Below are 23628 nucleotides of genomic sequence, written 5' to 3'. Positions count from 1 at the left end.
GACTAAAATTTTCATCTCCGCGACAAGCTGTCCGATTGACTTTGCTTCGCACTATTGAGGTGCGTTAAAGTTGACAGAAGAGTCAGGTTTTCCTGCAGGATCTTTCCTCCGGCGCCATCCCCGAGACGCCCGCGATTCCGCGGCCTCCGAACTCTCTCCAGCACCGAAAAAACGACATGGGCGGGCCTTCACCGTCCAGAGGATGAACCATGTCCAACCGTGATATTTCCCGGCGCGCCTTCCTGCAGGGCGGGCTGATTGCCGGTGTCAGCGTGACCATGGCGCCGCTCGGCAGCCGGGCCTTCGCTGCCCTGATGGAAAACTCCGTCACCGTCTCCCCGCAGCAGTGGATGGGCCACGACGGCAAGGCGCGCTTCCGTAACGATGCGCTGTCCAAGGTCTGCGGCAACAAGGTGTTCGCCCGCGACATCCGCTCCAAGGACATGCCCGGCTGGCCGCAGCAGCAGGGCCACGCCATGCTGCTCAAGACCATCAAGGCCGACCGCATCTTCGACGGTATCGACCTCGCCTGGCTGGGCGCCGAGCTGCAGCCCGACCGCATCGTCACCGCCGAGGACCTGGACAAGGACGGCATCGTCTTCCCCGAAGCCCATGCCCCGGACCCGCTGCTGCCGCGCGGCAAGGTGCCGATGTTCATTGGCCACCCGGTGGCGATCCTGATCTGGAACGACTTCGAGCGCTTCCGTCAGGCCAAGCTGAAGATGAAGTTCAACGACAAGGCGATCCGCTACGGTGCGCAGGCCCCGCTGTACCAGGGCGACCCCTACGGCAGCTTCCGCTACGTGCGTGTGGGCGGGGCGACTTCGGCCGATCCGGACGAGTTTTCCAGCCTCAAGGACTCGATCCTCTTCCCGATGATCCGCGAGCGCAAACCGGTGTGGAACCAGCAGCCCAACCAGCACGGTGACCTCACCGAGCAGGGCCTGTTCTACGCGCAGAAGATCAAGGACCAGATCGAAAACCCGCCGGAGAACTGGCTGGTCTTCGACGAACGCTACAAGACCCCGTCCATCGAGCCGGCCGCCATGGAGCCGGACAACGGCAACGGCTGGTACGACCCGGCGAGCAAGACCCTGCACTTCGTGGTCGCCACCCAGTGCCCGTTCGAGGCGGCCTACGAGACGGCGCACATGATCGCCCCGTCGCGCTTCGGCCTGGCCAAACTGAACATGCACCCCGGCTACACCGTGGGTTACGGCTCCAAGGACCACAACATCTTCGTCTACTACGCGGCCCTCGCTGCGCTGTACGGCAACGGTGTACCGGTGCGCCTGGCCAATGACCGCTACGAGCAGTTCCAGAGCGGCATCAAGCGCCACCCGTTCGACATCCGCTACCAGCTCGCGGTGGACAAGAAGGACATGACCTTCAAGATCTTCCGCACCGAGATGAGCGTGGACGGCGGCGGCCGCATCAACTACAGCCCGTCCGTGGCCGCCGTGGGCGCCACCGCCGCGCAGTCGATCTACTACATGCCGCAGAACGACCTGCAGGTGACCGCCTACCATTCCCGCGCCGTCGAGGCCGGCTCCATGCGTGGCTACGGCACCCTGCAGAGCATGGCCGCCACCGAGATGATGGTGGACGAGATCGCCGGTCGCCTGGGCGTGGACGCCATCGAACTGCGCCGCGTCAACGCGCTGAAGTCGGGCATGAAGAACACCCAGGGCGCGATCCCTGCCGGTGCGCTGCGCCTGCACGAAATCCTCGACAAGGCCGCTGCCCACGAGTGGTGGAAGACCCGCGACGCACGCAAGCAGTCGATGGACGCCAAGGACCCGGACCACTGGTACGGCGTCGGCTTCGCCATCTGCCAGAAGGACTTCGGCACCGGCTCGGAAGCGCCCATGGCGAGCATCGAGTTCGATGCCACCGGCAAGGTGCACATGCGCCACATCGGCATCGAGATCGGTACCGGTATGTCCACTTCCCAGGCGCTGGTGGTAGCCGACTTCCTCGGCAAGCCGGCGGACGAGATGAAGACCGCCGAAACCGAGTGGCCGGAACTGCAGCTGATCAGCGGTGAAGACCCCTACACCATGAGCCAGCCGACCCAGGACGAGAAGCTGCGCAATCCGCGCTGGGTCGGCAAGTACGCCTCGGCGTCGTCGGCGACCAACTCGGCCTACTACTTCAGCCACGCCACCCGCGAAGCGGCACGCGTGCTGTTCAACCACGGCCTGTGGCCGGCGGCCCTGGAAATCTGGCGTCGCGGCCCGTTCAACGGCGCCGCCAACCCGCTGGTGGTGCGCCGCGAGGACGCCCACTGGGTCGACGGCAAGCTCACCGCCAACGGCCTGCAGCCACTGTCGTTCGCCGAACTGGCGCAGGTCGCCCACGAGAAGGGCCTGGTCACTGGCGCCACCGTCCACGGCTTCAACCGCTGGAGCTGGGCGGAGTGCGACTACGTCATCGATGGCGTGCGCGACCGCCTGCCGCTGGACGCCCTGGCCGTGAAGTACGGCGACGGCGCGCCGGGTGTGAAGAAGGCGCAGATGAACAGCGCCGGCTTCCACCTGCTGGATCGCCAGAACGTGGCCTATCCGCCGGTGCAGCTGAACAACGCCGCCGTGACCTACTACAGCCCGGTGGCGACCATCGTCGAGCTGAAGGTGAACAAGGGCAACGGCGAAGTCAGTGTGCTCAACCATCACAGCTGGATCGAGTGTGGCCGCGTGCTGGTGCCGGAACTGGTGAAAGGCCAGATCGAAGGCGGCACCGCCATGGGCATCGGCCACGCATTGCTGGAAGACATGCCGCTGTACGAGGGTGGCCCGGGCGAGGGCGACTGGAACTTCAACCGCTACCGTCTCCCGAAGGCGAAGGACGTGGCCGTCTGGCAGCAGAGCTCGGAAATCCTTCCGCCGCTCTCGCCCAGCGACCCGTCCAAGGGCATCGCCGAAGTGGTGATGATCCCGGTGGTCGGCGCCATCAGCAACGCCGTGGCCCACGCCATCGGCAAGCGCGTCCGCGACCTGCCCATCACCCCCGCTCGCATCAAGGAGGCCCTCAATGGCTAAGCGTCCGCTCAACTTGACCATCAATGGTCAAACCGTCGGTCCGGTCGAGGTTCCCGAGGACCTGCCGATGATCGACTACCTGCACGAATACCAGAATCTCACCGGTTCGCGCCTGGGCTGCGGCCAGGGCATCTGCCATGCCTGCGTGGTGATCGTCGACAACCCCGACGGCACCAGCGAGGAAGTGCGCACCTGCATCACCGGCGCGCACTACTTCGAAGGCAAGAAGGTGCGCACCATCGAGGGCCACGCCAAGCGCGAGGAAGACGGTTCGGTGAAGGAACTGAACCCGATCCAGCAGAAGTTCGTCGACCGCTTCGCCTTCCAGTGCAGCTACTGCGCACCGGGCTTCGTCAACGCCGCCACCGTGCTGGTGGAGAAGGCCCAGCGCCAGCCGTTGAAGAAGAGCGAACTGGAATCGACCATCGAGGCGAGCCTCGGCCACCACATCTGTCGCTGCACCGGGTACGTGCGTTACTACGACGCCACCCGCGAAGTGCTGACCGATCTCGGCCTGGTCAAGGAGGGTTGAGCATGCAGCGCATTCTTTCCGGCCTCGCGCTGGCCATTGGCCTTGGTCTAGCGCTCAGCGCACAAGCCGCTGACCAGGAGCTGATCAAGCGCGGCGAGTACGTCTCCCGCGCTGCCGACTGCATGGCCTGCCACACCGCCGAGGGCGGCGCGCCGTTCGCCGGCGGCCTGCCGATCCACTCGCCGTTCGGCACCATCTATGGCAGCAACATCACCCCGGACAAGGACTTCGGCATCGGCAACTACAGCGCCGACGACTTCTTCGCCGCCCTCACCGAGGGCAAGCGCAAGGACGGCGCCAACCTCTATCCGGCCATGCCCTACACCTCGTACCACCTCATCAAGCGCGAGGACAGCGATGCCCTCTACGCCTACCTGATGAGCCAGACGCCGGTGCACCGTGCCGCGCCGCAAACCAGCCTGAGCTTCCCGTTCAACGTACGGATGGGCCTGAGTGGCTGGAACATGCTCTACGGCAAGAGCGTCCAGCTGGAAAACACCGAGGGCAAGAGCGAGCCCTACAAGCGCGGCCAGTACCTGGTGGAAGTGCTCGGCCACTGCGGCGAGTGCCACACCCCGCGCAACCAGATCGGCGCCCTGGAGCAGGACAAGCGCCTGACCGGCGGCCTGCTCAACGGCTACAGCGCTCCGAGCCTGCTGGCCCAGGACCTGGCCGAGCGCGGCTGGACCAGCGCCGACCTGACCGGCTTCCTCAAGCACGGCATGAGCCCGCAAGGCAGCATGTTCAACGAGATGTTCCCGGTGATGCACCTGAGCACCCAGCACCTGGGTGACGAGGACCTCGCCGCCATGTCGACCTACCTGCTCGGCGAACAGCCGCCGCAGGCCAAGGTGGTCCAGGCGGTGGCCGAGGATCAGCTCAGCGACAGCGCCAAGCGCGGCCGCCAGCAGTACCTCAACGTCTGCGCCGGCTGTCACGGCAACGATGGCGAGGGCAAGCCGCACATTGCCGTGGCCATGCAGGGCAACACCACCCTGCGCCTGGCCGATTCGCGCAACCTGGCCAAGGTCATCGTCGAAGGCATCCGCGAGCAGCAGTTCACCGGTTTCGAGCGCATGCAGCCGATGCCGGGCTTTGCCGACAAGCTCAGTGACGAGCAACTCACGGACCTGATCAACTACCTGCGCCAGGCCTGGGGTGGCCTGCCGGGCGACATGGGCGTACAACAGATCGCTCAACTCAAAGCGGAGTGAGTCGTGCAGCATCTCGATCTGCAAGTGGTCCGGCAGGCGCTCCAGTGGTCCAACGCCGGCCAGCGCGTGTGGCTGTGCAGCGTGCTCTTCACCTATGGCTCGGCGCCCCGCGCGCCGGGCTCGTTGCTGGCGGTCAACGCCAGCGGCCAGTGGGTGGGTTCGCTGTCCGGCGGCTGCGTCGAGGATAACTTTCTCGAACGCGTCGCCGAAGGCGAGTTCAGCGAGCCGGTAGTCGTCGTGCGCTATGGTGACGGCACCGATACCCGCACGAATATCCGCCTGCCCTGCGGCGGCATCCTCGACGTCCTGGTGGAAAACCTCGCGCCCGATTGCGACGTGCAGGCCCACCTGCGCGAGCTGGAGTCGGCGCTGCTCGGCCAGCGTCGCCTGCTGCGCGAAGTGAACCTGCAGGACGGCAGCCGCCGTCTGAGTGACGACCATGAGCACGGCCCGCGCGTGGAGCGGGACGAAGCCAGTGTTCGCTTGCGCGTGGGTGCGGCACAGCGTCTGCTGCTGGCCGGTTATTCCAGCGTCGCGCATTTCTGCGCGGAGTTCGGCAAGGGCCTGGGCTTCGAAGTGATCCTCTGTGATCCCCGCGAAGAGGCGCTCGATGGCGTGGTGCTGGACGGCATCGAAATCCGCCGCGAGCTGCCGTCGATCTTCATCGCCAACGGCGGCTGCCACGCGGACACCGCCGTGGTGGCGCTGACCCACGATCCGAAGATCGACGACCTGGCGATGCTCGAGGCGGTGCGCACCGAAGCGTTCTACATTGGCGTCATGGGTTCGCGCACCACTTCCGACAAACGCCGCGAACGCCTGCACCGCATCGGTGGCCTGAACGAGACGGAGCTGGCGCGCGTGCACGCGCCCATCGGCCTCAATCTGGGTAGCAAGACCCCGGCGGAAATCGCCCTGGCCGTGCTCGCCGACATCCTGCGCACGCGCAGCGGCATTGCCCGCGAGGCGCTGTGACGGTGGTGGCGCTGGTCCTGGCCGCCGGCCAGGGCTCGCGCTTCGGCGCGGACAAGCGCCGCGCGGTTCTTCCGGATGGGCGCAGCCTGCTCGCGCAGAGCGTCGAGCGGGCCCAGGCCGTGTTCGACGACGTGCGGGTGGTGCTGCGTGCTGGCGAGCAGGCGGATGCCTTCGGCCTGCCAGCCGGCTGCCGCGTCATCCACAGCCCGGACGCAGCGCTTGGCATGGGGCACAGCCTCGCCGCGGGTGCAGCCTCATTGCTGGACTCCGACGCCCAGGCCGTGGCCATCCTGCTTGGCGACATGCCGTGGATCGCACCGGAAACCCTGCGTGCGCTGGCCGATGCGGCCGGTGCCTCGACCATTCTCTTTCCGCTTCACGATGGCCAGCGTGGCCACCCCGTGCTGTTCGGTCGTGACTTCTGGCCGGAACTGACGCAGCTCACTGGCGATGAAGGCGCCCGCGCGGTGGTGCAGGCGCATCGTGACAGTTGCGTCGTCGTCGAAGTGAAAGACGCGGGTGTCTTGCGAGACGTAGACACGCCGGAAGTCCTGCGCTCCTGAAGGGTTCGCGAGCAAGGACTGGGCGTCCCCCTCATTCCTGCAAGGTGGCGCTGGAGTTCTCCTGTAGGAGCGAGCTTGCTCGCGAGTCCCGGCAGCACCGAATCTCGCGGTTTCAGCGCTGTTCCAGCCACTGCGCGATACGCGGCCAGATTTCCTGGCTGGCATTGCGTGACAGCAGCAGTCGGTTATGGCTGTAATCCTCTTTCGCGCCGGTCGCCAGGCCGAACAGCTCCAGCTTCGCGTCGTTGCCGCCGAACGCTTCCACCAGGGCCTCGCACCCGGCAACCGGAGCGATGAAGGTATCGCCGCTGCCTGCCACGCCCAGCACCGGTAAATCGACGTTCGCCAGTCCCGCCAGATAGTCGAACCCCGCCAGCGAGTCGAAGCGCCGCCGCAGGTTCCACTGGCACCACTGGCGCATCAGCCGTGCGCTCTCTGCCTCCGGCCCGACGCTCTTCGCCCGGCTCGGCGCGACGCGCCGCCAGCGCAGCAGCCAGTCGTAGCCGAGCACGGCCAGCCGATGAGAAAGACTGGCCCCGGCCGCCGTGGCCTGGGAGCCGATCAGCACCATCGAGCGCAGCCGCCGCTGCGCCAGTTCGGGATGGCGCGCCGCCCACATCGAGACGATCAGCCCGCCGCCGGAATGGCCGATCCAGTGCAGCGCCGTTTGCCCGCTGCGCAGGCTCACCGCATCGAGAATCGCCGGCACGTCCTGCTCGGCGACATCATCGAAGCTGTGGATAAAACCGTTGCGCTCACTGTCGCCATGTCCGCGCCATTCGAACAGCCAGCAGGCGAACCCTTGTCCGGCGAGGTAGTTGGCCAGCCCCTGGCAACTTCGATGGTTGGAAAAGGTGCCGTGGGTCAGCACGACGGGCACGCCATCCGCAGGGCCCACGAGGCGCAGCGCCAGGTTGACGCCGTCGGCGCTGCGGATCAGTTCCGGTGTAGAGGGGGAGGGCTCTTGTGCGGTCATGGCGTGCGTCCTGGCGAAGGCGATCCATGCTGCTCCGGCGCGCGGGCCGGAGCAATGCCAGTCGCTTATTTGGTCGCTTTCAGCACCACGAATTTCGGATTTGCCGCCACCTGCTCCACGCCGCGGAACAGGCGCTTGAGCTTGGCGTGGTAGCCCAGGTGACGGTTGCCGACGATCCACAGCTCGCCACCCGTCACGAGCGCCGCGCGGGCCTGCTGGAACATGCGCCAGGCGAGGAAGTCGCCGACTACTTGCTGCTGGTGGAAGGGCGGGTTGCACAGCACCAGATCCAGCGAGTCGGCAGGTTGGCTGGCCAGGCCATCGTCGGGATGGATATCCACAGGTCGGTCGCCGAGGGCCGTTTGCCAGTTCTCGCGGGCCGACTGCACGGCCATGTAGGACTCATCCACCAGGGTCAGCTCGGCCTGCGGATTGAGCCGGGCGAAGGCAATGCCCAGCACGCCGTTGCCGCAGCCCAGGTCCGCTGCGCGCACGGTGTGGTGGGTCTGCGGCAGGTGCGGGAGGAAGGCGCGGGTGCCGATGTCCAGGCCGTCGCGGCAGAACACGTTGGCGTGGTTGACCAGCGTGAGTGCCGGTTTGTCCAGGCGGTAGCGCGTGGGGTAGGGCGACGCGGGGGCCGGGCGTGGTTCGGCGGTCGCGACCAGCAGGCGGGCTTTCTTCACCGCCAGCGAGGCCTGCATCGGGCCGATGTACTTCTCCAGCAGATCACCGGCGGCGCGCGGCAGGTGCTTGATCATGCCGGCGGCGACCACCTTGGCGCCCGGCGCGAGCTGGCCGTGCAGGCGGATCAGTTGTTCCTCCAGCAGCGCCAGGGTCTTGGGCACGCGCACCAGCACCTGGTCGAACGGGCCCTGCGGCGTTTCGCTGGCGGGCACGAAGGTCAGCGGGGCGTCGGTCAGGCCGTTGCGTTCCAGGTTGCGCTGCAGGGCGATGAAGCCCAGGTGTGAATCGCCGCTGCTGGTCAGACGCACATGGGGCGCGAGGCTGGCGGCGAGTGCGCCGAAACTGTCGTTGAGCACCAGCACCCGGCTATCCACGCCAACGCCCTGTTCGTGGAGGTGCGCGAGCAGGTATTCGTCCGCCGCATCGAAGGCCTGCAGCGGGTCTTCGCGCTGTTCGGGGTGGCGGACCAGGTCGAGCTGGGCGAAGGGGCTGGCGAGGACGGGCATGGGACTCTCGAACGAAGTAGGGCTGGGAACAGCTGGAGCTGGAAGTCGCAATGAGACGAGGCTGATTGCAATGAGATTGTCATCAAACTGCGAAGCAGTCGGCCATCATCCGCTTGTGCGGGGCGGCGTTATACCGAAAAATTATGACCTATCCGCCCGCTGTCGTCTTTGCATCGCTGCGCGGCGGCCTCCCAATAATAACCGGGCGCTCCAGGCGACCCGGTAGGGCCCGATCCCGGAGCTGCGCTCCGCCGACCGACGGCCACCACTCCAAGTCTTCACGAATCCTCGACACGCGACGCTCGTTCGCGCGCCGGGCTATTGCCATTGCATAAGGATGTCGATGTACAAGTCATTGCTCGGGGTGGCCCTGTCCGCCCTTTTCCTCGTGGCTCAAGCGGCCTTCGCCGATGCGCCCATCGTGATCAAGTTCTCCCACGTCGTCGCCGACGACACGCCCAAGGGCCGTGGCGCGCTGCTGTTCAAGAAGCTGGTGGAGGAGCGCCTGGCCGGCCAGGTGAAGGTCGAGGTATTCCCCAACTCCACGCTGTTCGGCGATGCCGACGAACTGCAGGCGCTGCAGGACGGCAAGGTGCAGATGCTGGCGCCATCGCTGTCGAAGTTCGAGGGCTACACCAAGCAGCTGGAGGTCTTCGACCTGCCGTTCCTGTTCGATGACCTGGAGGCGGTGAAGCGCTTCCAGAAGCGCGACAAGAGCCGTGAGCTGCTGCACTCCATGGCGCGCTCGGGCATCTACGGCCTGGGCTACTGGAACAACGGCATGAAGCAGCTTTCCGCCAACCGCGAGCTGCGCGCGCCGGCCGATGCCAAGGGCCTGGCCTTCCGCATCCAGCCGTCCTCGGTGATCAACGCGCAGTTCGGCCTGCTCGATGCCACGGCGGTGAAGATGCCCTTCGCCGAGACCCTCAAGGCGCTGCAGGACGGCAAGGTGCAGGGCACCGAGAACACCTGGTCGAACATCGGCAGCCAGAAGCTGGATACCGCGCAGCCGTTCATCACCGAGACCAACCACGGTGTGCTCAGCTACATGGTGATCAGCAACCAGAAGTTCTGGAACAGCATGCCGTACCCGGTGCGCACCCAACTTGAGAGCATCGTCGAAGAGGTCACCGTCGAGGTGAACAAGGACGCCGAGGCGCTGAACCAGAAGGAACGTGACCATGTGGTGGCCAACGGCAAGGCGCGCATCATCGCCCTGACGCCGGCCGAGCGTGATGCCTGGCGCACCGCCATGCAGCCGTTGTGGAAGCAGTTCGAAGGGGAGATCGGCACCGACGTGCTGCGCGCCGCCCAGGTGGTAAACCGCAAGCACTGATCCCCTGGCAGTGATCTGGAGCAGGCTTGTGGCGATCTCCCCGGATAGCCACAAGCCTTGCGGGTGTTTCTATCGCCCTGAATACGGGAAAATGGGCCGTTGCCTGCAAAGGAGCGGACGATGACCGCCAGCGAAGAGAAGTTCACCCGCCAGACCCTGGTGGAGGTGCAGACGCTCACCCCGAGCCTGTTCACCCTGCGCACCACCCGCGACAGCGGCTACCGCTTCCGCGCCGGGCAGTTCGCCCGCCTGGGCGTGTACAAGCCCGGCGGCAGCATCGTCTGGCGCGCCTATTCGATGGTCTCGGCTCCCCACGACGACTTCCTCGAGTTTTTCTCCATCGTCGTTCCCGGCGGCGAATTCACCAGCGAGCTCAGCCGCTTGTGCGTCGGCGACCAGTTGCTGGTGGATCGCCAGGCTTTCGGTTTCCTCACCCTCGATCGCTTCCCCGATGGTCGCGACCTGTGGCTGCTGTCCACCGGCACCGGCCTGGCGCCGTTCCTGTCGATCCTGCAGGACTTCGAGGTGTGGGAGCGCTTCGAGACCATCAAGCTGGTCTACAGCGCCCGCGAGGAAAAGGAGCTGGCCTACCGCGACCTGATCGCCAGCTTCGGCGCGATGGAGCACCTGGCCGAACATATCCACAAGCTGCAGTTCATTCCGGTGGTCACCCGCGAGCAGGTGCCCGGCTGCCTGAATGCGCGGATCACCACGCTGATCGAGAACGGCGAGCTGGAACGCGCCGCCGGGCTGGAACTCACCCCTGAGCATTCGCGGGTGATGCTCTGCGGCAACCCGCAGATGATCGAGGACACCCGTGCGGTGCTGAAGGCCCGCGGCATGAGCCTGGCGCTGACGCGCAAGCCCGGCCAGATCGCCGTGGAAAACTATTGGTAAGTGTCGCTCGATAGATTTTGAAAAGATTGTCCGCTGAGGGCGCCCCGTCTTTGCCCTTAGGATAGGCGTCCGTTTCCCCTTTTTCGGACCTCGATGGACAGTCAAAGTACGAAGCCGACCCCGGTGCCTACCCCCGTAGAGCCGGTGATCGGCGAACCTCCCCCGGCACCCGCGCTCGCGGATGCTGCTTCCCGGCCTGCCATGGCGCGCACCCAGCGAGGTGAGTCCACATGGAATGGCTGATGGACCCCACGGCCTGGCTTGGCCTGCTCACCCTGATCCTGCTCGAGCTGGTGCTTGGCATCGACAACCTGGTCTTCATCGCGATCCTCGCGGACAAGCTGCCGCCGCACCTGCGCGACCGCGCGCGGCTGATCGGCCTGTCGCTGGCGCTGCTGATGCGCCTGGGCCTGCTGGCGAGCATTTCCTGGCTGGTCACGCTCACCGAGCCGTTGATCGAAGTATTCGGCAAGAGCTTCTCGGGCCGTGACCTGATCATGCTGTTCGGTGGCCTGTTCCTGTTGTTCAAGGCGACCCTGGAGCTGCACGAGCGCCTGGAAGGCCGCGTGCACACGTCCAATGGCAAGCGCGTCTATGCCGCCTTCTGGCCGGTAGTGGCGCAAATCGTGGTGCTGGACGCGGTGTTCTCCCTCGACGCGGTGATCACCGCCGTGGGCATGGTCGACCAGCTGGAAGTGATGATGATCGCGGTCATCTTCTCCATCGGCCTGATGATGGTCGCGAGCAAGCCGCTGACCCGCTTCGTCAACGAGCACCCGACGGTAATCATGCTCTGCCTGGGCTTCCTGCTGATGATCGGCTTCAGCCTGACCGCCGAAGGCCTGGGCTTCCACATCCCGAAAGGCTACCTGTACGCCGCCATCGGCTTCAGCCTGCTGATCGAGATGGCCAACCAACTGGTGCGCTGGAAGCGCCAGAAGAGCCAGCGTGGGCAACGCGGCCTGCGCCAGCGCACCGCGCACGCCGTGCTGCGCCTGATGGGTGGCAAGGTGGATGCCGACGAGGTGGGCGAGGAGATCGCTGACCTGGTCGGCCCGGCGGAGGGCAGCGAGGCGCCGTTCGACCGCCGCGAGCGGGTGATGATCAGTGGCGTGCTGGGCCTGGCCGAGCGCCCGGTGAAAGCCGTGATGATCGACCGCCAGCGGATGCACCGCGTGGACGTCGCCGACAGCCCGGAGGACATCCGCCGCGCGCTGCTGGAGTCGCCGTACTCCCGATTGCTGGTGATCCGCGCAGGCAATATCGACGAGCCGCTGGGTTATGTGCACAAGAAGGAACTGTTCGCGGACCTGTTGCAGGGCCGAGAGCTGGACATCCTGCCGCTGTTGCGCGAGCCGTTGAGCCTTCCGGACAGCAGCACCGTGCTGGGCGCGCTGGAACTGATGCGCGAGGCCTCGACCCACCTGGCCTTCGTGGTCAACGAGTTCGGCGGCTTCGAAGGCATGCTGAGCATGACCGACGTACTGGAGGCCATCGCCGGCGAGCTGCCCGATGCCAGCGAAGTCTCCGGCACTGATATCGAGCCCGATGCCGCTGGCTACCGGGTGGACGGTGCGGTGACGCTCAGTGCGCTCGCCGAGCGGGTCGGCTTCTACGCGCGCCCGACAGCGGAGTACCAGACTCTCGGCGGGCTGGCGCTCAAGCACCTTGGCCGCTTGCCGGCCAAGGGAGACACGCTGGAGCTGGGCGGCTGGCGCCTGGAAGTGACGGACGTCAGCGAGCGGCGCATAGGCCGCGTGCTGCTGACGCCGCCAGCCTGACCCGGCTGATGGTCAGCGATCTGCTCAGGGAGCGCGGTTGTTCTGCTGCTTGAGCAGGTCGCGGATCTCGGTCAGCAGGGTTTCCTCGGGGGTCGGCACCGGCGGAACGCTGGGCTCCACGGCCTCTTCGCGCTTGAGGCGGTTGATCGCCTTCACGCCCATGAAGATGGCGAAGGCGACGATGATGAAGTCCAGGCAGGTCTGAATGAACTTGCCGTAGGCCAGGACCACCGCGGGCACGTCGCCTTCGGCGGCCTTGAGCGTGATCGCCAGGTCGGAAAAGTCCACGCCTCCGATCAGCAGGCCGATGGGCGGCATGATCACGTCGCCGACGAAGGACGAGACGATCTTGCCGAACGCGGCGCCGATGATGATACCGACGGCCATGTCGACGACGTTGCCCTTGACGGCGAAGGCCTTGAATTCGCTAAGCAGACTCATGCACTGACTCCTTGTTACGCAAGATAGAGAGGGACAGGCGCAGTTTAGCGGCCTGTCGTCGTCTGAGCACCCCGGTGGCGTCCAATTCACACCGTATGACCGGCGGCGCTGGGCGGGTTCACAACCTGGTCTAGGCTTACCGGGCAACCCATCTACGCCCACGGATCCACAAAAGGAGGCCCGCCATGCCGCTCGAACATCATCCGCTGTCCCGCGAATTTCCCGAGCAGAAGGCCCTGATGACCCGCTTGCACGGCAAAGACGCCAATTTCACCCGCATGGCCGCCAGCTACGAGGAACTGGACAGGAAGATCTACGACATCGAGGACGGCCGCGAAGCGATGGACGATCTCGCTCTCAACTCCCTCAAACTGCAACGCGTGACACTGAAGGACGAGATCGCCGACCTGCTCAAGCGATCCGGTTGAGCTTGACCAGAGTCAAGGGTGTTGGATGGAGCAAGGCGTAGGCTCCTGTCATCCTTTTCCAACCGGTGCCACCGCCATGCGTAAAGTCATTTCGTCCTCTGGCAAGTCCGTCACCAAGCCCTGCAAGCGTAATGTCGAAGCCCTGCGTGCCCAGGAGCGCCTGGTGCGCATGAAGTTGCAGTACGAATTGCTGGATCAGCGCATCGGCCGCGTGGAGGAGGGCATAGAACGCCCCGACTGCACGCTGGCTTCGCTGCTGATGCGCCGCGAAAGCCTCAAGCACGACATGGAAAGCCAGTACCGCCGCCTGGCGAGCTGAAGCGCCTGGCCCGATTGGCTATGATGCGGGCTTTGTCTTTGACGGAGTCCGCCCATGGCCAAGGCCAAGCGCATGTACGGCTGCACCGAGTGCGGCGCCACCTATCCCAAATGGGCCGGGCAATGTCCTGACTGCGGCGCCTGGAACACCCTGGTCGAGGCCGTCATCGACACCACGCCCACCGGTGGCTCGGGCAACAGCTCCGGCCGCGGCGGTTGGGCTGGCCAGCAGGCCAACATCAAGACCCTCGCCGAAGTCAGCGTCGAGGAGATGCCGCGCTTCTCCACCGCCTCGGCGGAACTGGACCGTGCCCTGGGCGGCGGCCTGGTCGACGGCTCGGTGGTGCTGATCGGCGGCGACCCCGGTATCGGCAAGTCCACCATCCTTCTGCAAACCCTCTGCAACATCGCCACGCGCCTGCCGGCGCTTTATGTCACCGGCGAGGAGTCCCAGCAGCAGGTCGCCATGCGCGCCCGCCGCCTGGGCCTGCCCGAAGACAAGCTCAAGGTCATGACCGAGACCTGCATCGAGACCATCATCGCCACGGCGCGCCAGGAGCAGCCCAAGGTGATGGTGATCGACTCGATCCAGACCATCTTCACCGAGCAGTTGCAATCCGCGCCCGGCGGCGTCGCCCAGGTGCGCGAGAGCGCGGCGCTGCTGGTGCGCTTCGCCAAGCAGAGCGGCACGGCAATCTTCCTGGTCGGCCACGTCACCAAGGAAGGTTCGCTGGCGGGCCCGCGCGTGCTGGAACACATGGTCGACACCGTGCTGTATTTCGAGGGCGAATCCGATGGCCGCCTGCGCTTGCTGCGAGCGGTGAAGAACCGCTTTGGCGCGGTGAACGAGTTGGGTGTTTTCGCCATGACCGACCGCGGACTCAAGGAGGTTTCCAACCCGTCGGCAATCTTCCTCACCCGTGCTCAGGAGTCGGTGCCGGGCAGCGTGGTCATGGCTACCTGGGAAGGTTCGCGGCCGATGCTGGTGGAAGTGCAGGCGCTGGTCGACACCAGCCACCTGGCCAACCCGCGCCGGGTGACCCTGGGCCTGGACCAGAACCGTCTGGCCATGCTGCTGGCGGTCCTGCATCGCCACGGCGGTATCCCCACTTACGACCAGGACGTATTCCTCAACGTGGTCGGCGGGGTGAAGGTGCTGGAAACCGCATCGGACCTGGCGCTGATGGCGGCGGTGATGTCCAGCCTGCGCAACCGGCCGCTGGATCACCAGTTGCTGGTGTTCGGCGAGGTCGGCCTGTCCGGCGAGGTGCGCCCGGTGCCCAGTGGTCAGGAGCGTCTGAAGGAAGCCGCCAAGCACGGCTTCAAGCGCGCCATCGTGCCCAAGGGCAACGCGCCCAAGGAGTCACCGCCCGGCCTGCAGGTCATCGCCGTAACGCGCCTGGAGCAGGCGCTGGATGCGTTGTTCGAATAGAGGCTCTTTGTAGGATCGGCTCAATGCTCGCTGAGCAACATCAGCTCACGCTCCAGCAGCGATTCGTCCCCCAGGTTCAGCTCCACCAGGCGGCGCAGATGGCTGATGGAGTCCAGGTCGATGTGCCGGCAGTTGAACCCCAGCAGGCCTTCACGCTCCCAGGCGAGGGCGGCCTCCATATAGACGTTGACGTCGAAGCCCAGGTAGATGCGCACCTGCACCGGTTCTTGCGCGACTATGTTCCAGTGCTCCGGACGTTGCACCAGCAGCCCTTGGAGGGACAGGTCCAGCAGCGTCACCTTCCAGCGCAGGTCGCCCTGGCTGATCTCGGTGCCGGCGTCGAAGGCGATGCGCTGGAAGCGCCGGCGCTCGTCGTGATCGTCAGTCATGTCGTGGCTCTCCGGCCGTTTCTGCTTCGCCTCACTATAGACGTAAGCCCTTACTGACGCGTCGTACACCGGTTGCTGACGTTTCGTCCGTCAGACGCTGCTCGCGCGGGTTTGACAGTCAGCTGACCCTCGCCAAAGCTCCATGTGCGTCTAACCACTACAACTGCGGAGTGCAGAGCATGGACAATAAACTCATCAAGGGTCTGATCTTTGGGGTTATCAGCGTTGCCAGCCTGGCAGCGCACGCGGACGAAGCCGGCCAGAGCGGCAAAGGCTGCGGCTGGGGCAACATGGTCTTCGACGGTCAACGAGGCCTGTTCCCGCACCTGCTGGCCACCACCACCAACGGCACCTCGGGTAACGCCACCTTCGGCCTGACTTCCGGTACCAACGGTTGCGACGCCAGCCAGCGCATCACCTACGGCGGCCGCTCGATCTTCGCCATGAACGGCATGCTCGACAACATCGCCGAGAACATGGCGCAGGGACATGGCGAGGCTCTGGATGCCTACGCTGTTCTGCTGGGCATCCCGGTGCAGGATCGCGCGCACTTCGCTCAAGTCACCCAGCAGCATTTCGGGGAGATCTTCGCTTCTAAGGACGCCACCGGCGAGCAGGTGCTGAACAACACCCTGGCGGTGATGAGCCGCGATCAGGTACTGGCGCAGTACGCCAAGCAACCGGCCTGATCCCTCCGTGCACCACCCAAGGCCCGCCTTTCGGCGGGTCTTTTCATTTCCTGACTCCAGGGTCGGAACGCGTTGACCTCCGGCAATAAGCGCGTAACCGCCCTAGACTAAGGTCGTATGAATGGGTCGCTGGAAAAGACTAGAATTTTTCTGCGAATTCTCGCCTTCAAACTGTCGGAAGCCTCGCTATGAACAATAACAACAGCCTGCTACGTCACCTTGCCTGGCTGGCGGTGGCGATAGTCGGTGCATTTGCCTTGGGAGTCGTGGCGCTACGCCGCGGCGAAGCCATCAACGCACTGTGGATCGTCGCCGCAGCCGTCGCCATCTATCTGGTCGCCTACCGCTACTACAGCCTGTTCATCGCCACCAAGGTGATGCAACTGGACCCCAATCGAGCGACCCCTGCGGTCCTCAATAACGACGGCCTGGACTACGTCCCGACCAATAAGCACATCCTCTTCGGTCACCATTTCGCCGCCATCGCCGGCGCCGGCCCGCTGGTCGGCCCCGTGCTGGCAGCGCAGATGGGCTACCTGCCCGGCACGCTCTGGCTGATCGCCGGCGTCGTACTGGCCGGCGCCGTGCAGGACTTCATGGTGCTGTTCATCTCCAGCCGCCGCAACGGGCGCTCCCTGGGTGAACTGGTCCGCGAGGAAATGGGGCAGGTGGCGGGGACCATCGCCCTGTTCGGCGCGTTCCTGATCATGATCATCATCCTTGCGGTGCTCGCGCTGATCGTGGTGAAGGCCCTGGCCGAAAGCCCGTGGGGCATGTTCACCGTACTGGCGACCATCCCGATCGCGCTGTTCATGGGCGTGTACATGCGCTACATCCGCCCGGGCCGCATCGGCGAGATTTCCGTGGTGGGCATCGTGCTGCTGCTGGGCTCCATCTGGCTCGGTGGCCAGATTGCCGCCAGCCCCGAATGGGCCCCGGTGTTCACCTTCCATGGTGTGCAGATCGTCTGGATGCTGATCGCCTACGGCGCCATCGCCTCGGTGCTGCCCGTGTGGCTGCTGCTGGCGCCGCGTGACTATCTGTCGACCTTCCTCAAGATCGGCACCATCATCGCCCTGGCCATCGGCATCGTGATCGTCTCGCCGGAGCTGAAGATGCCGGCCCTGACCCAGTTCACCGATGGCACCGGCCCGGTGTGGAAGGGCGGCCTGTTCCCGTTCCTGTTCATCACCATCGCCTGTGGCGCCGTGTCCGGCTTCCACGCGCTGATCTCCTCGGGCACCACGCCCAAGCTGCTCAACCGCGAACCCGACGCCCGCTACATCGGCTACGGCGGCATGCTGATGGAGTCCTTCGTGGCGATCATGGCGATGGTTGCCGCCTCGGTCATCGAGCCGGGCATCTACTTCGCCATGAACAGCCCGCCTGCCGTGGTCGGCACCGACGTCACCGCAGTGGCCGCGACCGTCAGCAGCTGGGGCTTCACCATCACTCCGGAAGTACTGGCCCAGACCGCCAAGGACATCGGCGAGACCACCATCCTGGCCCGTGCCGGTGGTGCGCCGACCCTCGCCGTGGGCATCGCGCACATCCTTCACCAGGTGCTGCCGGGTGAGAACACCATGGCCTTCTGGTACCACTTCGCGATCCTCTTCGAGGCGCTGTTCATCCTCACCGCGGTGGACGCCGGCACCCGTGCCGGGCGCTTCATGCTGCAGGATCTGCTGGGCAACTTCGTTCCGGCGCTGAAGAAGACCGAATCCTGGACCGCCAACATCATCGGCACCGGCGGCTGCGTCGCGCTGTGGGGCTGGCTGCTGTACCAGGGCGTGGTCGATCCGCTGGGTGGCATCAACACGCTGTGGCCGCTGTTCGGCATCTCCAACCAGATGCTCGCCGGCATCGCGCTGATGCTCTCCACCGTCGTGCTGATCAAGATGAAGCGCCAGCAGTACGTCTGGGTGACCGCCCTGCCGGCCGCCTGGCTGTTGATCTGCACCACCACCGCCGGCCTGATCAAGCTGTTCGACAGCAACCCGGCCGTGGGCTTCATCGCCCTGGGCAAGAAGTACTCGGCGGGCCTGGACGCCGGGCAGATCATTGCCCCGGCCAAGGATATCGGCCAGATGCAGCACGTGATGATGAATGCCTACATCAACGCCGGCCTCACCGTGCTGTTCCTGCTGGTGGTGTTCAGCGTTCTGGTGTACGCGATCAAGGTAGGCGCCAGCGCCTGGACCAAGAAGGAGCGCACCGACAAGGAAGCTCCGTTCCAGCCGATCCCGGACGCCTGACGGAGGTTCATCATGTTCAACGACCTCAGCCGCATGGGTAAGTATCTCGGGCAGGCCGCGCGCATGCTGGTTGGCATGCCCGATTACGACACCTACGTTCAGCACATGCAGAACAAGCATCCGGACAAGACTCCGATGACCTACGAGGAGTTCTTCCGCGAGCGCCAGGAAGCGCGCTATGGCGGCGGCAAGGGGAGGCCGATCCGCTGCTGCTGATGCGATGAAACTGGCTGCGTGGCCGATGCTGCGTTGCCAGCGGCCGGAAAAATGCTCATCTACTGAAGTAGACTCCGCTTTTTCCGGCCGCTGGCGCCTTGCCTCGCCTGCCTCGTCGACGTTTCATAAAATAGAAATGCGGGCCGCGAGCGATCGCGGCCCGTTTTCTTTTCCGATTGCCTGGATGTTCCCATGACCGATTCCGCAAGCGTGCCGCAGATTCCGGTGACTGTTCTCACCGGCTTCCTCGGGGCCGGCAAGACCACCCTGCTCAAGTACATCCTCAAGGCCGAACACGGCCTGAAGATCGCCGTGATCGAGAACGAATTCAGCGAGACGCCCATCGATGCCCAATTGCTCGGCGACGATGCGGTGCAGGTGACGACGCTGTCCAACGGCTGCGTCTGCTGCACCATCAATAACGACCTCGAGCGTGCGCTCTACGTCCTGCTGGAGCGCCGCGACAACGGCGAGCTGGACTTCGACCGCCTGGTGATCGAGTGCACCGGCCTGGCCGACCCGGCGCCGGTGGCGCAGACTTTCTTCGTCGACGAGACCCTGCGCGAGCGCTACCTGCTCGACGGCATCATCACCCTGGTAGACGCCGCCAATGCCGACCGCCACCTGCAGGAAGCGATCGCCCAGGCCCAGGTCGGTTTCGGCGACCGTATCCTGGTGAGCAAGCGCGACCTGGTGTCGCCGGAGCAATACGAAGCATTGGTCGAGCGCCTGCAGCGCATCAATCGGCGCGCCGAAATCCACTCGGTGGAGCACGGCACCATCGAACTGGAGCGCCTGCTCGACGTGCGCGGTTTCAACCTCAACGCCGACGTTGGCCTGCGCCCGTTGCTGCGCCCGGTGCGCCCGGCGGCGGCTACCACCGACCGCATCACCACCCTGGTGCTGCGCAGCGACCAGCCGCTGGAAATCGAACGTCTCAGTGAGTTCATGGACGACCTGTTGCAATGGCACGGCAACTCGCTGCTGCGCTACAAGGGCGTATTGAACATCGCCGGCGAGGAGCGCCGCCTAGTGTTCCAGGGCGTGCTGCGGCTCTATGGATTCGACTGGGATACCGAGTGGAAAGGTGACGAGCAGCGCGAGAGTGTCATCGTCTTCATCGGCGACAACCTGCCTGAAGAGGAAATTCGCCGGGGCTTCGATCGCATCACGGGCGGCCCGACCGCCTGAATGACGAACGCCCGCTGGAAGTCGGGCGTTTTCTCTGCACGCTTTTCGTAGGGCGGATAACGCGCCAGCGTTATCCGCCGGACTGTATCTGGTGGATAACCTGTTCCAGGTTATGCACCCCAAGCCCCATGTTCTTGTGCGGGCAGCGCCTCAGCCACCAATCAGATGCTTGAGCGGGTGGTAATCCGCCTTCAGGTTCCCCGCCGCCTTGATGATCGCTTGCTCGATGGCGTTCAGGTGCATGCAGGTCAGCTCGATGGCCGCCGCCTGGTTGCCCGCCTCGATGTACTCGATCAGCCGCTGGTGCTCGTTGCCGCGGCAGGTCTCGTGCTGGTCGTCGTCCAGGGTCGTGGCATAGAGCGAGGCGCGCTCGATCAGCTTGCGGAAGAAATCCAGCAGCACCGGGTTGTTCAGCGCCGCCGCCAGCTTGAGGTGAAACTCGCCGAGCAGATGGACGAACCGCGCGTGGTCGTGGTCGTGGGTCGCCTCTTCCAGCGCCACGTGGTCGCGCAGGTCCTGGATGATCGCGCTGTCCGCGCGGCGGCAGAGTTCGCTGACGATACCGATCTCGATCAGCCGCCGGGTTTCGAACAGGGAGCGGATCTCCTCGTCGCTGGGTAACGCCACCCATGCACCCTTGTTGAGCGCGCTGGACACCAGCCCATCCGCTTCCAGATGTTTCAGCGCCGCGCGCACCGAAGTGCGGCTGACCTTGAACAAATCCGCCAATGCCGCCTCGCCGAGCTTCATGCCCGGGCGCAGGCTGCGCTTGCTGATCGCCTCGTAAACCCCTTGGTAGACGCGTTCCACCGTGGATTCGGGGTGCTTCTCCGTCATGAGCGACTCCGCCTCTTGCTTGACCCGTCAAAGGATGCCGCAAAACCGTCCGTGCAAAACTAGTTGCAGAAGAAAAATACATCAGCTATTTCTAGATTGCATTCAAATATTGCATACAAAAACAAGAGGAATGCACCAAAATGAATCACTCGTCGTCAGTCGAGGTGCGTCGGGTCAGCAAGCGTTACACCGATGATCCCAACGTCGCTCCCGCCCTCAACGAAGTGTCGGTCGACATCGCCCATAACGAGTTCTTCACCCTGCTGGGGCCGTCCGGCTGCGGCAAGACCACGCTGCTGCGCAGCATCGCCGGGTTCGAGAACGTCACCTCCGGCGACATCCTCGTCGGCGGCGAGCGGGTCAACGACCTGCCGCCCTACCGTCGTCGTATCAACACCGTGTTCCAGAGCTATGCGCTGTTCCCGCACATGTCGGTGAGCGAGAACATCGCCTTCGGCCTGGAGATGCAGGGCTTGGCGCGCGGCGAGATTCCCGGCCGGGTCAAGGAAATGCTCGCGCTGGTGCAGATGGAACACCTGGCGCGACGCAAGCCGGCCGAGCTGTCCGGCGGTCAGCAACAGCGCGTGGCCCTGGCCCGGGCGCTGGCGCCCAAGCCATCGGTCCTGCTACTCGACGAACCGCTGTCCGCGCTGGACCTGAAGCTGCGCAAGGAAATGCAGGTCGAGCTCAAGCGCGTGCAGGAAGAGGCGGGCATCACCTTCATCTTCGTCACCCACGACCAGGAAGAAGCGCTGACCCTGTCCGACCGCATCGCCGTGATGTCCCACGGCAACATCATGCAGATCGGCACGCCCAACGAAATCTACGAACGCCCGACGCATCGCTTCGTCGCGCAGTTCATCGGCGACATCAACTTCCTTCCCGGCCAGATGCGCCAGGGCGGCTTCCACCCCAACGCCATGGCCGCGGAAATCGCCTGCGAGATGCCGGCGGGCCTGAGCAGCGCCAGCGTGCAACTGGCCTTCCGCCCGGAGCGCTCGAAGTTGGTCGACCCGTCGCAGCCGCACCACCTGCGTGCGGTGATCGAGACGGTGATGTACGTCGGCACCGCCACGCTGTACCGCTGCCGCCTGCCCGATGCCTCGCAGATCACCCTGCGCGAGAGCAACGAGGGCGGCCGCGCCCGTGACGTCGGCGAGGCCGTGGCGGTGCACCTGCCGCCGCAGGCCTGCCTGCTGATGGAGGCTTGAGATGAAGGAGTCGCCCACCACCCGACGCCTGTTGCTGCTCAGCCCGGTGGCCCTGACGCTGCTCGGGCTGATTGCCATCCCGCTGGCGATCATGGGCTACATCAGCCTGCTGCCGCGCAACCTCTACGGCGGCGTCGACTGGCACGCCGACTGGCAGATCCAGAGTTACGTGCAGCTGTTCTTCCAAGAGGATTTCGACGGCAACCTGGAGCTCAACTGGGTCTACGCCCAGGCGCTGCTGCGCTCGCTGTTCCAGGCCGGCGGCACCACGCTGCTGTGCTTCCTCTTCGGCTTCCCGGTGGCGCTGTGGATGACCAGCCTGAGCGAGCGCTCGCGCAACCTCATGGTGCTGCTGATCACCATCCCGTTCTGGACCAACCTGCTGATCCGCAACTACGCCTGGCTGATCATCCTGCGCGAGCACGGCTGGATCGCCCAGACAGTCAATGCGCTGTTCCCCCAGGCCGGCGGCATCACCCTGCTGTACAACGACTTCGCGGTCTGCGTCGGGCTGGTCTACAGCTTCCTGCCGTTCATGATCCTGCCGATCTACTCGACCCTGGAGAAGCTCGACTGGCGTCTCGTCGAGGCCGCCTACGACCTCGGCGCCAACCGCTGGAAGGCACTGCGTCGGGTGATCCTGCCGCTGTCCATGCCGGGCGTGATCGCCGGCTCCCTGCTGGTGTTCGTGCCAAGCCTGGGCGCCTTCATTACCCCCGCCATCCTCGGCGGCGGCAAGACGCTGATGATCGGCAACCTGATCCAGCAACAGTTCGGCACCGCGCGCAACTGGCCCCTGGGCGGTTCGCTGTCGTTCCTGCTGCTGGCGATCATGCTGCTCGCGCTGATCGCGTTCGCCCTGTACAGCCGCCGCGCGGCCAAGGCCGTCCACCTGGGAGCCTCGACATGATCGCCCAGCACCTGAAGAAACTCCCCGGCACCCGCGAAACCAGCTTGCTGGTGCTGGCCTATCTGTACCTGCCGATCTTCGTGTTGATCGCCTACAGCTTCAACGCCAACCGCTCGGCCACGGTGTGGACCGAATTCTCCTTCGCCTGGTACGGCAAGATCGTCGCCAACCCCTCGATCCAGGCCGCTGCATTCAACTCGCTGGTGGTCGCCGGCTTCGCTACCGTGCTGTCCACGGCGATTGCCCTGGCGGCGGCGCTGGCGACCTCGCGGCCGTTCTACGGACGGCGGCTGGTGGAAGGCGGGATCAACCTGCCGCTGATCCTGCCGGAGATCGTCATCGCGGTGGCCACGCTGCTGCTGTTCATGTCGCTGGGCATCAAGCTCGGCTTGCTGACAGTGATCGTCGCCCACGTCGGCTTCTGCATTCCCTTCGCCTACCTGCCGATCCGCGCGCGCCTGAACGATCTGGACAAGAGCCTGCTGGAAGCCGCCGGAGATTTGTACGCCAGCCCGTACCAGGTGTTCCGCCGGGTGACGCTGCCGCTGCTGTGGCCGGCGGTGCTGTCCGGTGCGGTGCTGGCGTTCGTGGTCAGCCTCGACGACTTCATCATGACCTTCTTCGTCGCCGGCCCCGGCTCGACGACGCTGCCGGTCTACATCTTCTCGGCCATCAAGGCCGGGGTGACGCCCGAGATCAATGCCATCTCGACTCTCATGCTGGTGATTTCCATCGTCCTCGTGGTGCTGTCGTACTGGCTTGGCCAACGCGGCAAACCCGACGCTTGATAACGACTGCCGACCCTG

Annotated in this window: 23 protein-coding genes; 18 read left to right on the top strand and 5 right to left on the bottom strand. The window is 65.2% G+C overall.

The window, feature by feature from the left end; translation table 11 throughout:
* The first annotated feature begins 209 nt into the window (after positions 1–209).
* The 5 genes from A9513_RS20860 to A9513_RS20840 are packed head-to-tail and all read left to right on the top strand — an operon-like array spanning position 210 to position 6325.
* Positions 210–3041 carry a xanthine dehydrogenase family protein molybdopterin-binding subunit gene (locus A9513_RS20860; RefSeq protein ID WP_054906504.1) on the top strand — a complete coding sequence of 944 codons (2832 nt, stop codon included), beginning with the start codon at positions 210–212 and terminating at the stop codon, positions 3039–3041.
* The gene (locus tag A9513_RS20855; protein WP_065085483.1) at positions 3034–3573 is read left to right on the top strand and encodes a (2Fe-2S)-binding protein; all 540 of its coding nucleotides are present in this window, start codon (positions 3034–3036) and stop codon (positions 3571–3573) included. The genes A9513_RS20860 and A9513_RS20855 overlap by 8 nt, the downstream gene beginning before the upstream one ends.
* Before the next feature lie 2 nt (positions 3574–3575).
* Entirely contained in the window at positions 3576–4787 is a 1212-nt protein-coding gene (locus tag A9513_RS20850; RefSeq protein ID WP_065085482.1) for a cytochrome c, read from the top strand.
* Between the two features lie 3 nt (positions 4788–4790).
* Positions 4791–5762 carry an XdhC family protein gene (locus tag A9513_RS20845; RefSeq protein ID WP_065085481.1) on the top strand — a complete coding sequence of 324 codons (972 nt, stop codon included), beginning with the start codon at positions 4791–4793 and terminating at the stop codon, positions 5760–5762.
* Positions 5759–6325, top strand: coding sequence for an NTP transferase domain-containing protein (locus tag A9513_RS20840; protein ID WP_065085480.1), 567 nt, complete (start codon positions 5759–5761; stop codon positions 6323–6325). Before A9513_RS20845 ends, A9513_RS20840 begins: the two co-directional genes overlap by 4 nt.
* A 112-nt stretch (positions 6326–6437) precedes the next feature.
* Here A9513_RS20840 and A9513_RS20835 read toward each other — a convergent pair whose 3' ends face one another.
* Positions 6438–7301 carry an alpha/beta fold hydrolase gene (locus tag A9513_RS20835; RefSeq protein ID WP_065085479.1) on the bottom strand — a complete coding sequence of 288 codons (864 nt, stop codon included), beginning with the start codon at positions 7299–7301 and terminating at the stop codon, positions 6438–6440.
* A gap of 65 nt (positions 7302–7366) precedes the next feature.
* Entirely contained in the window at positions 7367–8491 is a 1125-nt protein-coding gene (locus A9513_RS20830) for a class I SAM-dependent methyltransferase (RefSeq protein WP_065085478.1), read from the bottom strand.
* Positions 8492–8834: 343 nt separating this feature from the next.
* Between A9513_RS20830 and A9513_RS20825 the strand changes: the two genes are divergently transcribed.
* From A9513_RS20825 to A9513_RS20815, 3 genes are all read left to right on the top strand, one after another.
* Complete coding sequence (locus A9513_RS20825; RefSeq protein WP_065085477.1) at positions 8835–9827, top strand: TRAP transporter substrate-binding protein; 993 nt, start codon at positions 8835–8837, stop codon at positions 9825–9827.
* A gap of 120 nt (positions 9828–9947) precedes the next feature.
* Positions 9948–10724 carry a ferredoxin--NADP reductase gene (locus A9513_RS20820; RefSeq protein WP_065085476.1) on the top strand — a complete coding sequence of 259 codons (777 nt, stop codon included), beginning with the start codon at positions 9948–9950 and terminating at the stop codon, positions 10722–10724.
* Positions 10725–10954: 230 nt separating this feature from the next.
* Positions 10955–12505: a TerC family protein gene (locus A9513_RS20815; RefSeq protein WP_065085475.1), complete on the top strand. Its 1551-nt coding sequence runs from the start codon at positions 10955–10957 to the stop codon at positions 12503–12505.
* Positions 12506–12529: 24 nt separating this feature from the next.
* Here the strand turns inward: A9513_RS20815 and mscL are convergent, their stop codons facing one another.
* Complete coding sequence (gene mscL / locus A9513_RS20810; RefSeq protein WP_024764778.1) at positions 12530–12946, bottom strand: large-conductance mechanosensitive channel protein MscL; 417 nt, start codon at positions 12944–12946, stop codon at positions 12530–12532.
* Between the two features lie 185 nt (positions 12947–13131).
* Here mscL and A9513_RS20805 point away from each other — a divergent pair, with 185 nt between their 5' ends.
* From A9513_RS20805 to radA, 3 genes are all read left to right on the top strand, one after another.
* Complete coding sequence (locus A9513_RS20805) at positions 13132–13374, top strand: YdcH family protein (protein ID WP_024764779.1); 243 nt, start codon at positions 13132–13134, stop codon at positions 13372–13374.
* Between the two features lie 76 nt (positions 13375–13450).
* Complete coding sequence (locus A9513_RS20800) at positions 13451–13693, top strand: hypothetical protein (RefSeq protein WP_024764780.1); 243 nt, start codon at positions 13451–13453, stop codon at positions 13691–13693.
* Positions 13694–13747: 54 nt separating this feature from the next.
* Positions 13748–15124, top strand: a complete 1377-nt coding sequence (gene radA, locus A9513_RS20795; RefSeq protein ID WP_065085474.1) for a DNA repair protein RadA — start codon at positions 13748–13750, stop codon at positions 15122–15124.
* A gap of 20 nt (positions 15125–15144) precedes the next feature.
* Here the strand turns inward: radA and A9513_RS20790 are convergent, their stop codons facing one another.
* Entirely contained in the window at positions 15145–15513 is a 369-nt protein-coding gene (locus tag A9513_RS20790) for a PilZ domain-containing protein (protein ID WP_065085473.1), read from the bottom strand.
* 179 nt (positions 15514–15692) lie between these two features.
* Here A9513_RS20790 and A9513_RS20785 point away from each other — a divergent pair, with 179 nt between their 5' ends.
* From A9513_RS20785 to yjiA, 4 genes are all read left to right on the top strand, one after another.
* Positions 15693–16202: a DUF3015 domain-containing protein gene (locus tag A9513_RS20785; RefSeq protein WP_024764783.1), complete on the top strand. Its 510-nt coding sequence runs from the start codon at positions 15693–15695 to the stop codon at positions 16200–16202.
* 188 nt (positions 16203–16390) lie between these two features.
* Positions 16391–18457: a carbon starvation CstA family protein gene (locus A9513_RS20780; protein ID WP_065085472.1), complete on the top strand. Its 2067-nt coding sequence runs from the start codon at positions 16391–16393 to the stop codon at positions 18455–18457.
* 12 nt (positions 18458–18469) lie between these two features.
* Complete coding sequence (locus tag A9513_RS20775; RefSeq protein WP_015478970.1) at positions 18470–18673, top strand: YbdD/YjiX family protein; 204 nt, start codon at positions 18470–18472, stop codon at positions 18671–18673.
* Positions 18674–18865: 192 nt separating this feature from the next.
* Positions 18866–19864 carry a GTPase gene (gene yjiA / locus A9513_RS20770; protein WP_065085471.1) on the top strand — a complete coding sequence of 333 codons (999 nt, stop codon included), beginning with the start codon at positions 18866–18868 and terminating at the stop codon, positions 19862–19864.
* A gap of 150 nt (positions 19865–20014) precedes the next feature.
* On the opposite strand, the gene A9513_RS20765 is transcribed toward yjiA, so the two are convergent.
* Entirely contained in the window at positions 20015–20701 is a 687-nt protein-coding gene (locus A9513_RS20765; protein WP_024764787.1) for a GntR family transcriptional regulator, read from the bottom strand.
* Between the two features lie 140 nt (positions 20702–20841).
* Here A9513_RS20765 and A9513_RS20760 point away from each other — a divergent pair, with 140 nt between their 5' ends.
* Genes A9513_RS20760 through A9513_RS20750 form a run of 3 tightly spaced genes read left to right on the top strand, consistent with a single transcriptional unit; the run spans position 20842 to position 23610 of the window.
* Complete coding sequence (locus tag A9513_RS20760) at positions 20842–21912, top strand: ABC transporter ATP-binding protein (protein WP_065085470.1); 1071 nt, start codon at positions 20842–20844, stop codon at positions 21910–21912.
* Between the two features lies 1 nt (position 21913).
* Positions 21914–22822: an ABC transporter permease gene (locus A9513_RS20755; RefSeq protein ID WP_024764789.1), complete on the top strand. Its 909-nt coding sequence runs from the start codon at positions 21914–21916 to the stop codon at positions 22820–22822.
* Complete coding sequence (locus A9513_RS20750; RefSeq protein WP_038803366.1) at positions 22819–23610, top strand: ABC transporter permease; 792 nt, start codon at positions 22819–22821, stop codon at positions 23608–23610. Before A9513_RS20755 ends, A9513_RS20750 begins: the two co-directional genes overlap by 4 nt.
* The last annotated feature ends 18 nt before the right edge of the window (positions 23611–23628 follow it).

Source organism: Pseudomonas sp. AU12215 (assembly GCF_001675465.2).
Taxonomy (GTDB): Bacteria; Pseudomonadota; Gammaproteobacteria; order Pseudomonadales; family Pseudomonadaceae; genus Pseudomonas; species Pseudomonas nitroreducens.
The sequence above is the reverse complement of the archived record's forward strand: the minus strand, read 5'-3'. Positions and strand labels throughout refer to the sequence as shown.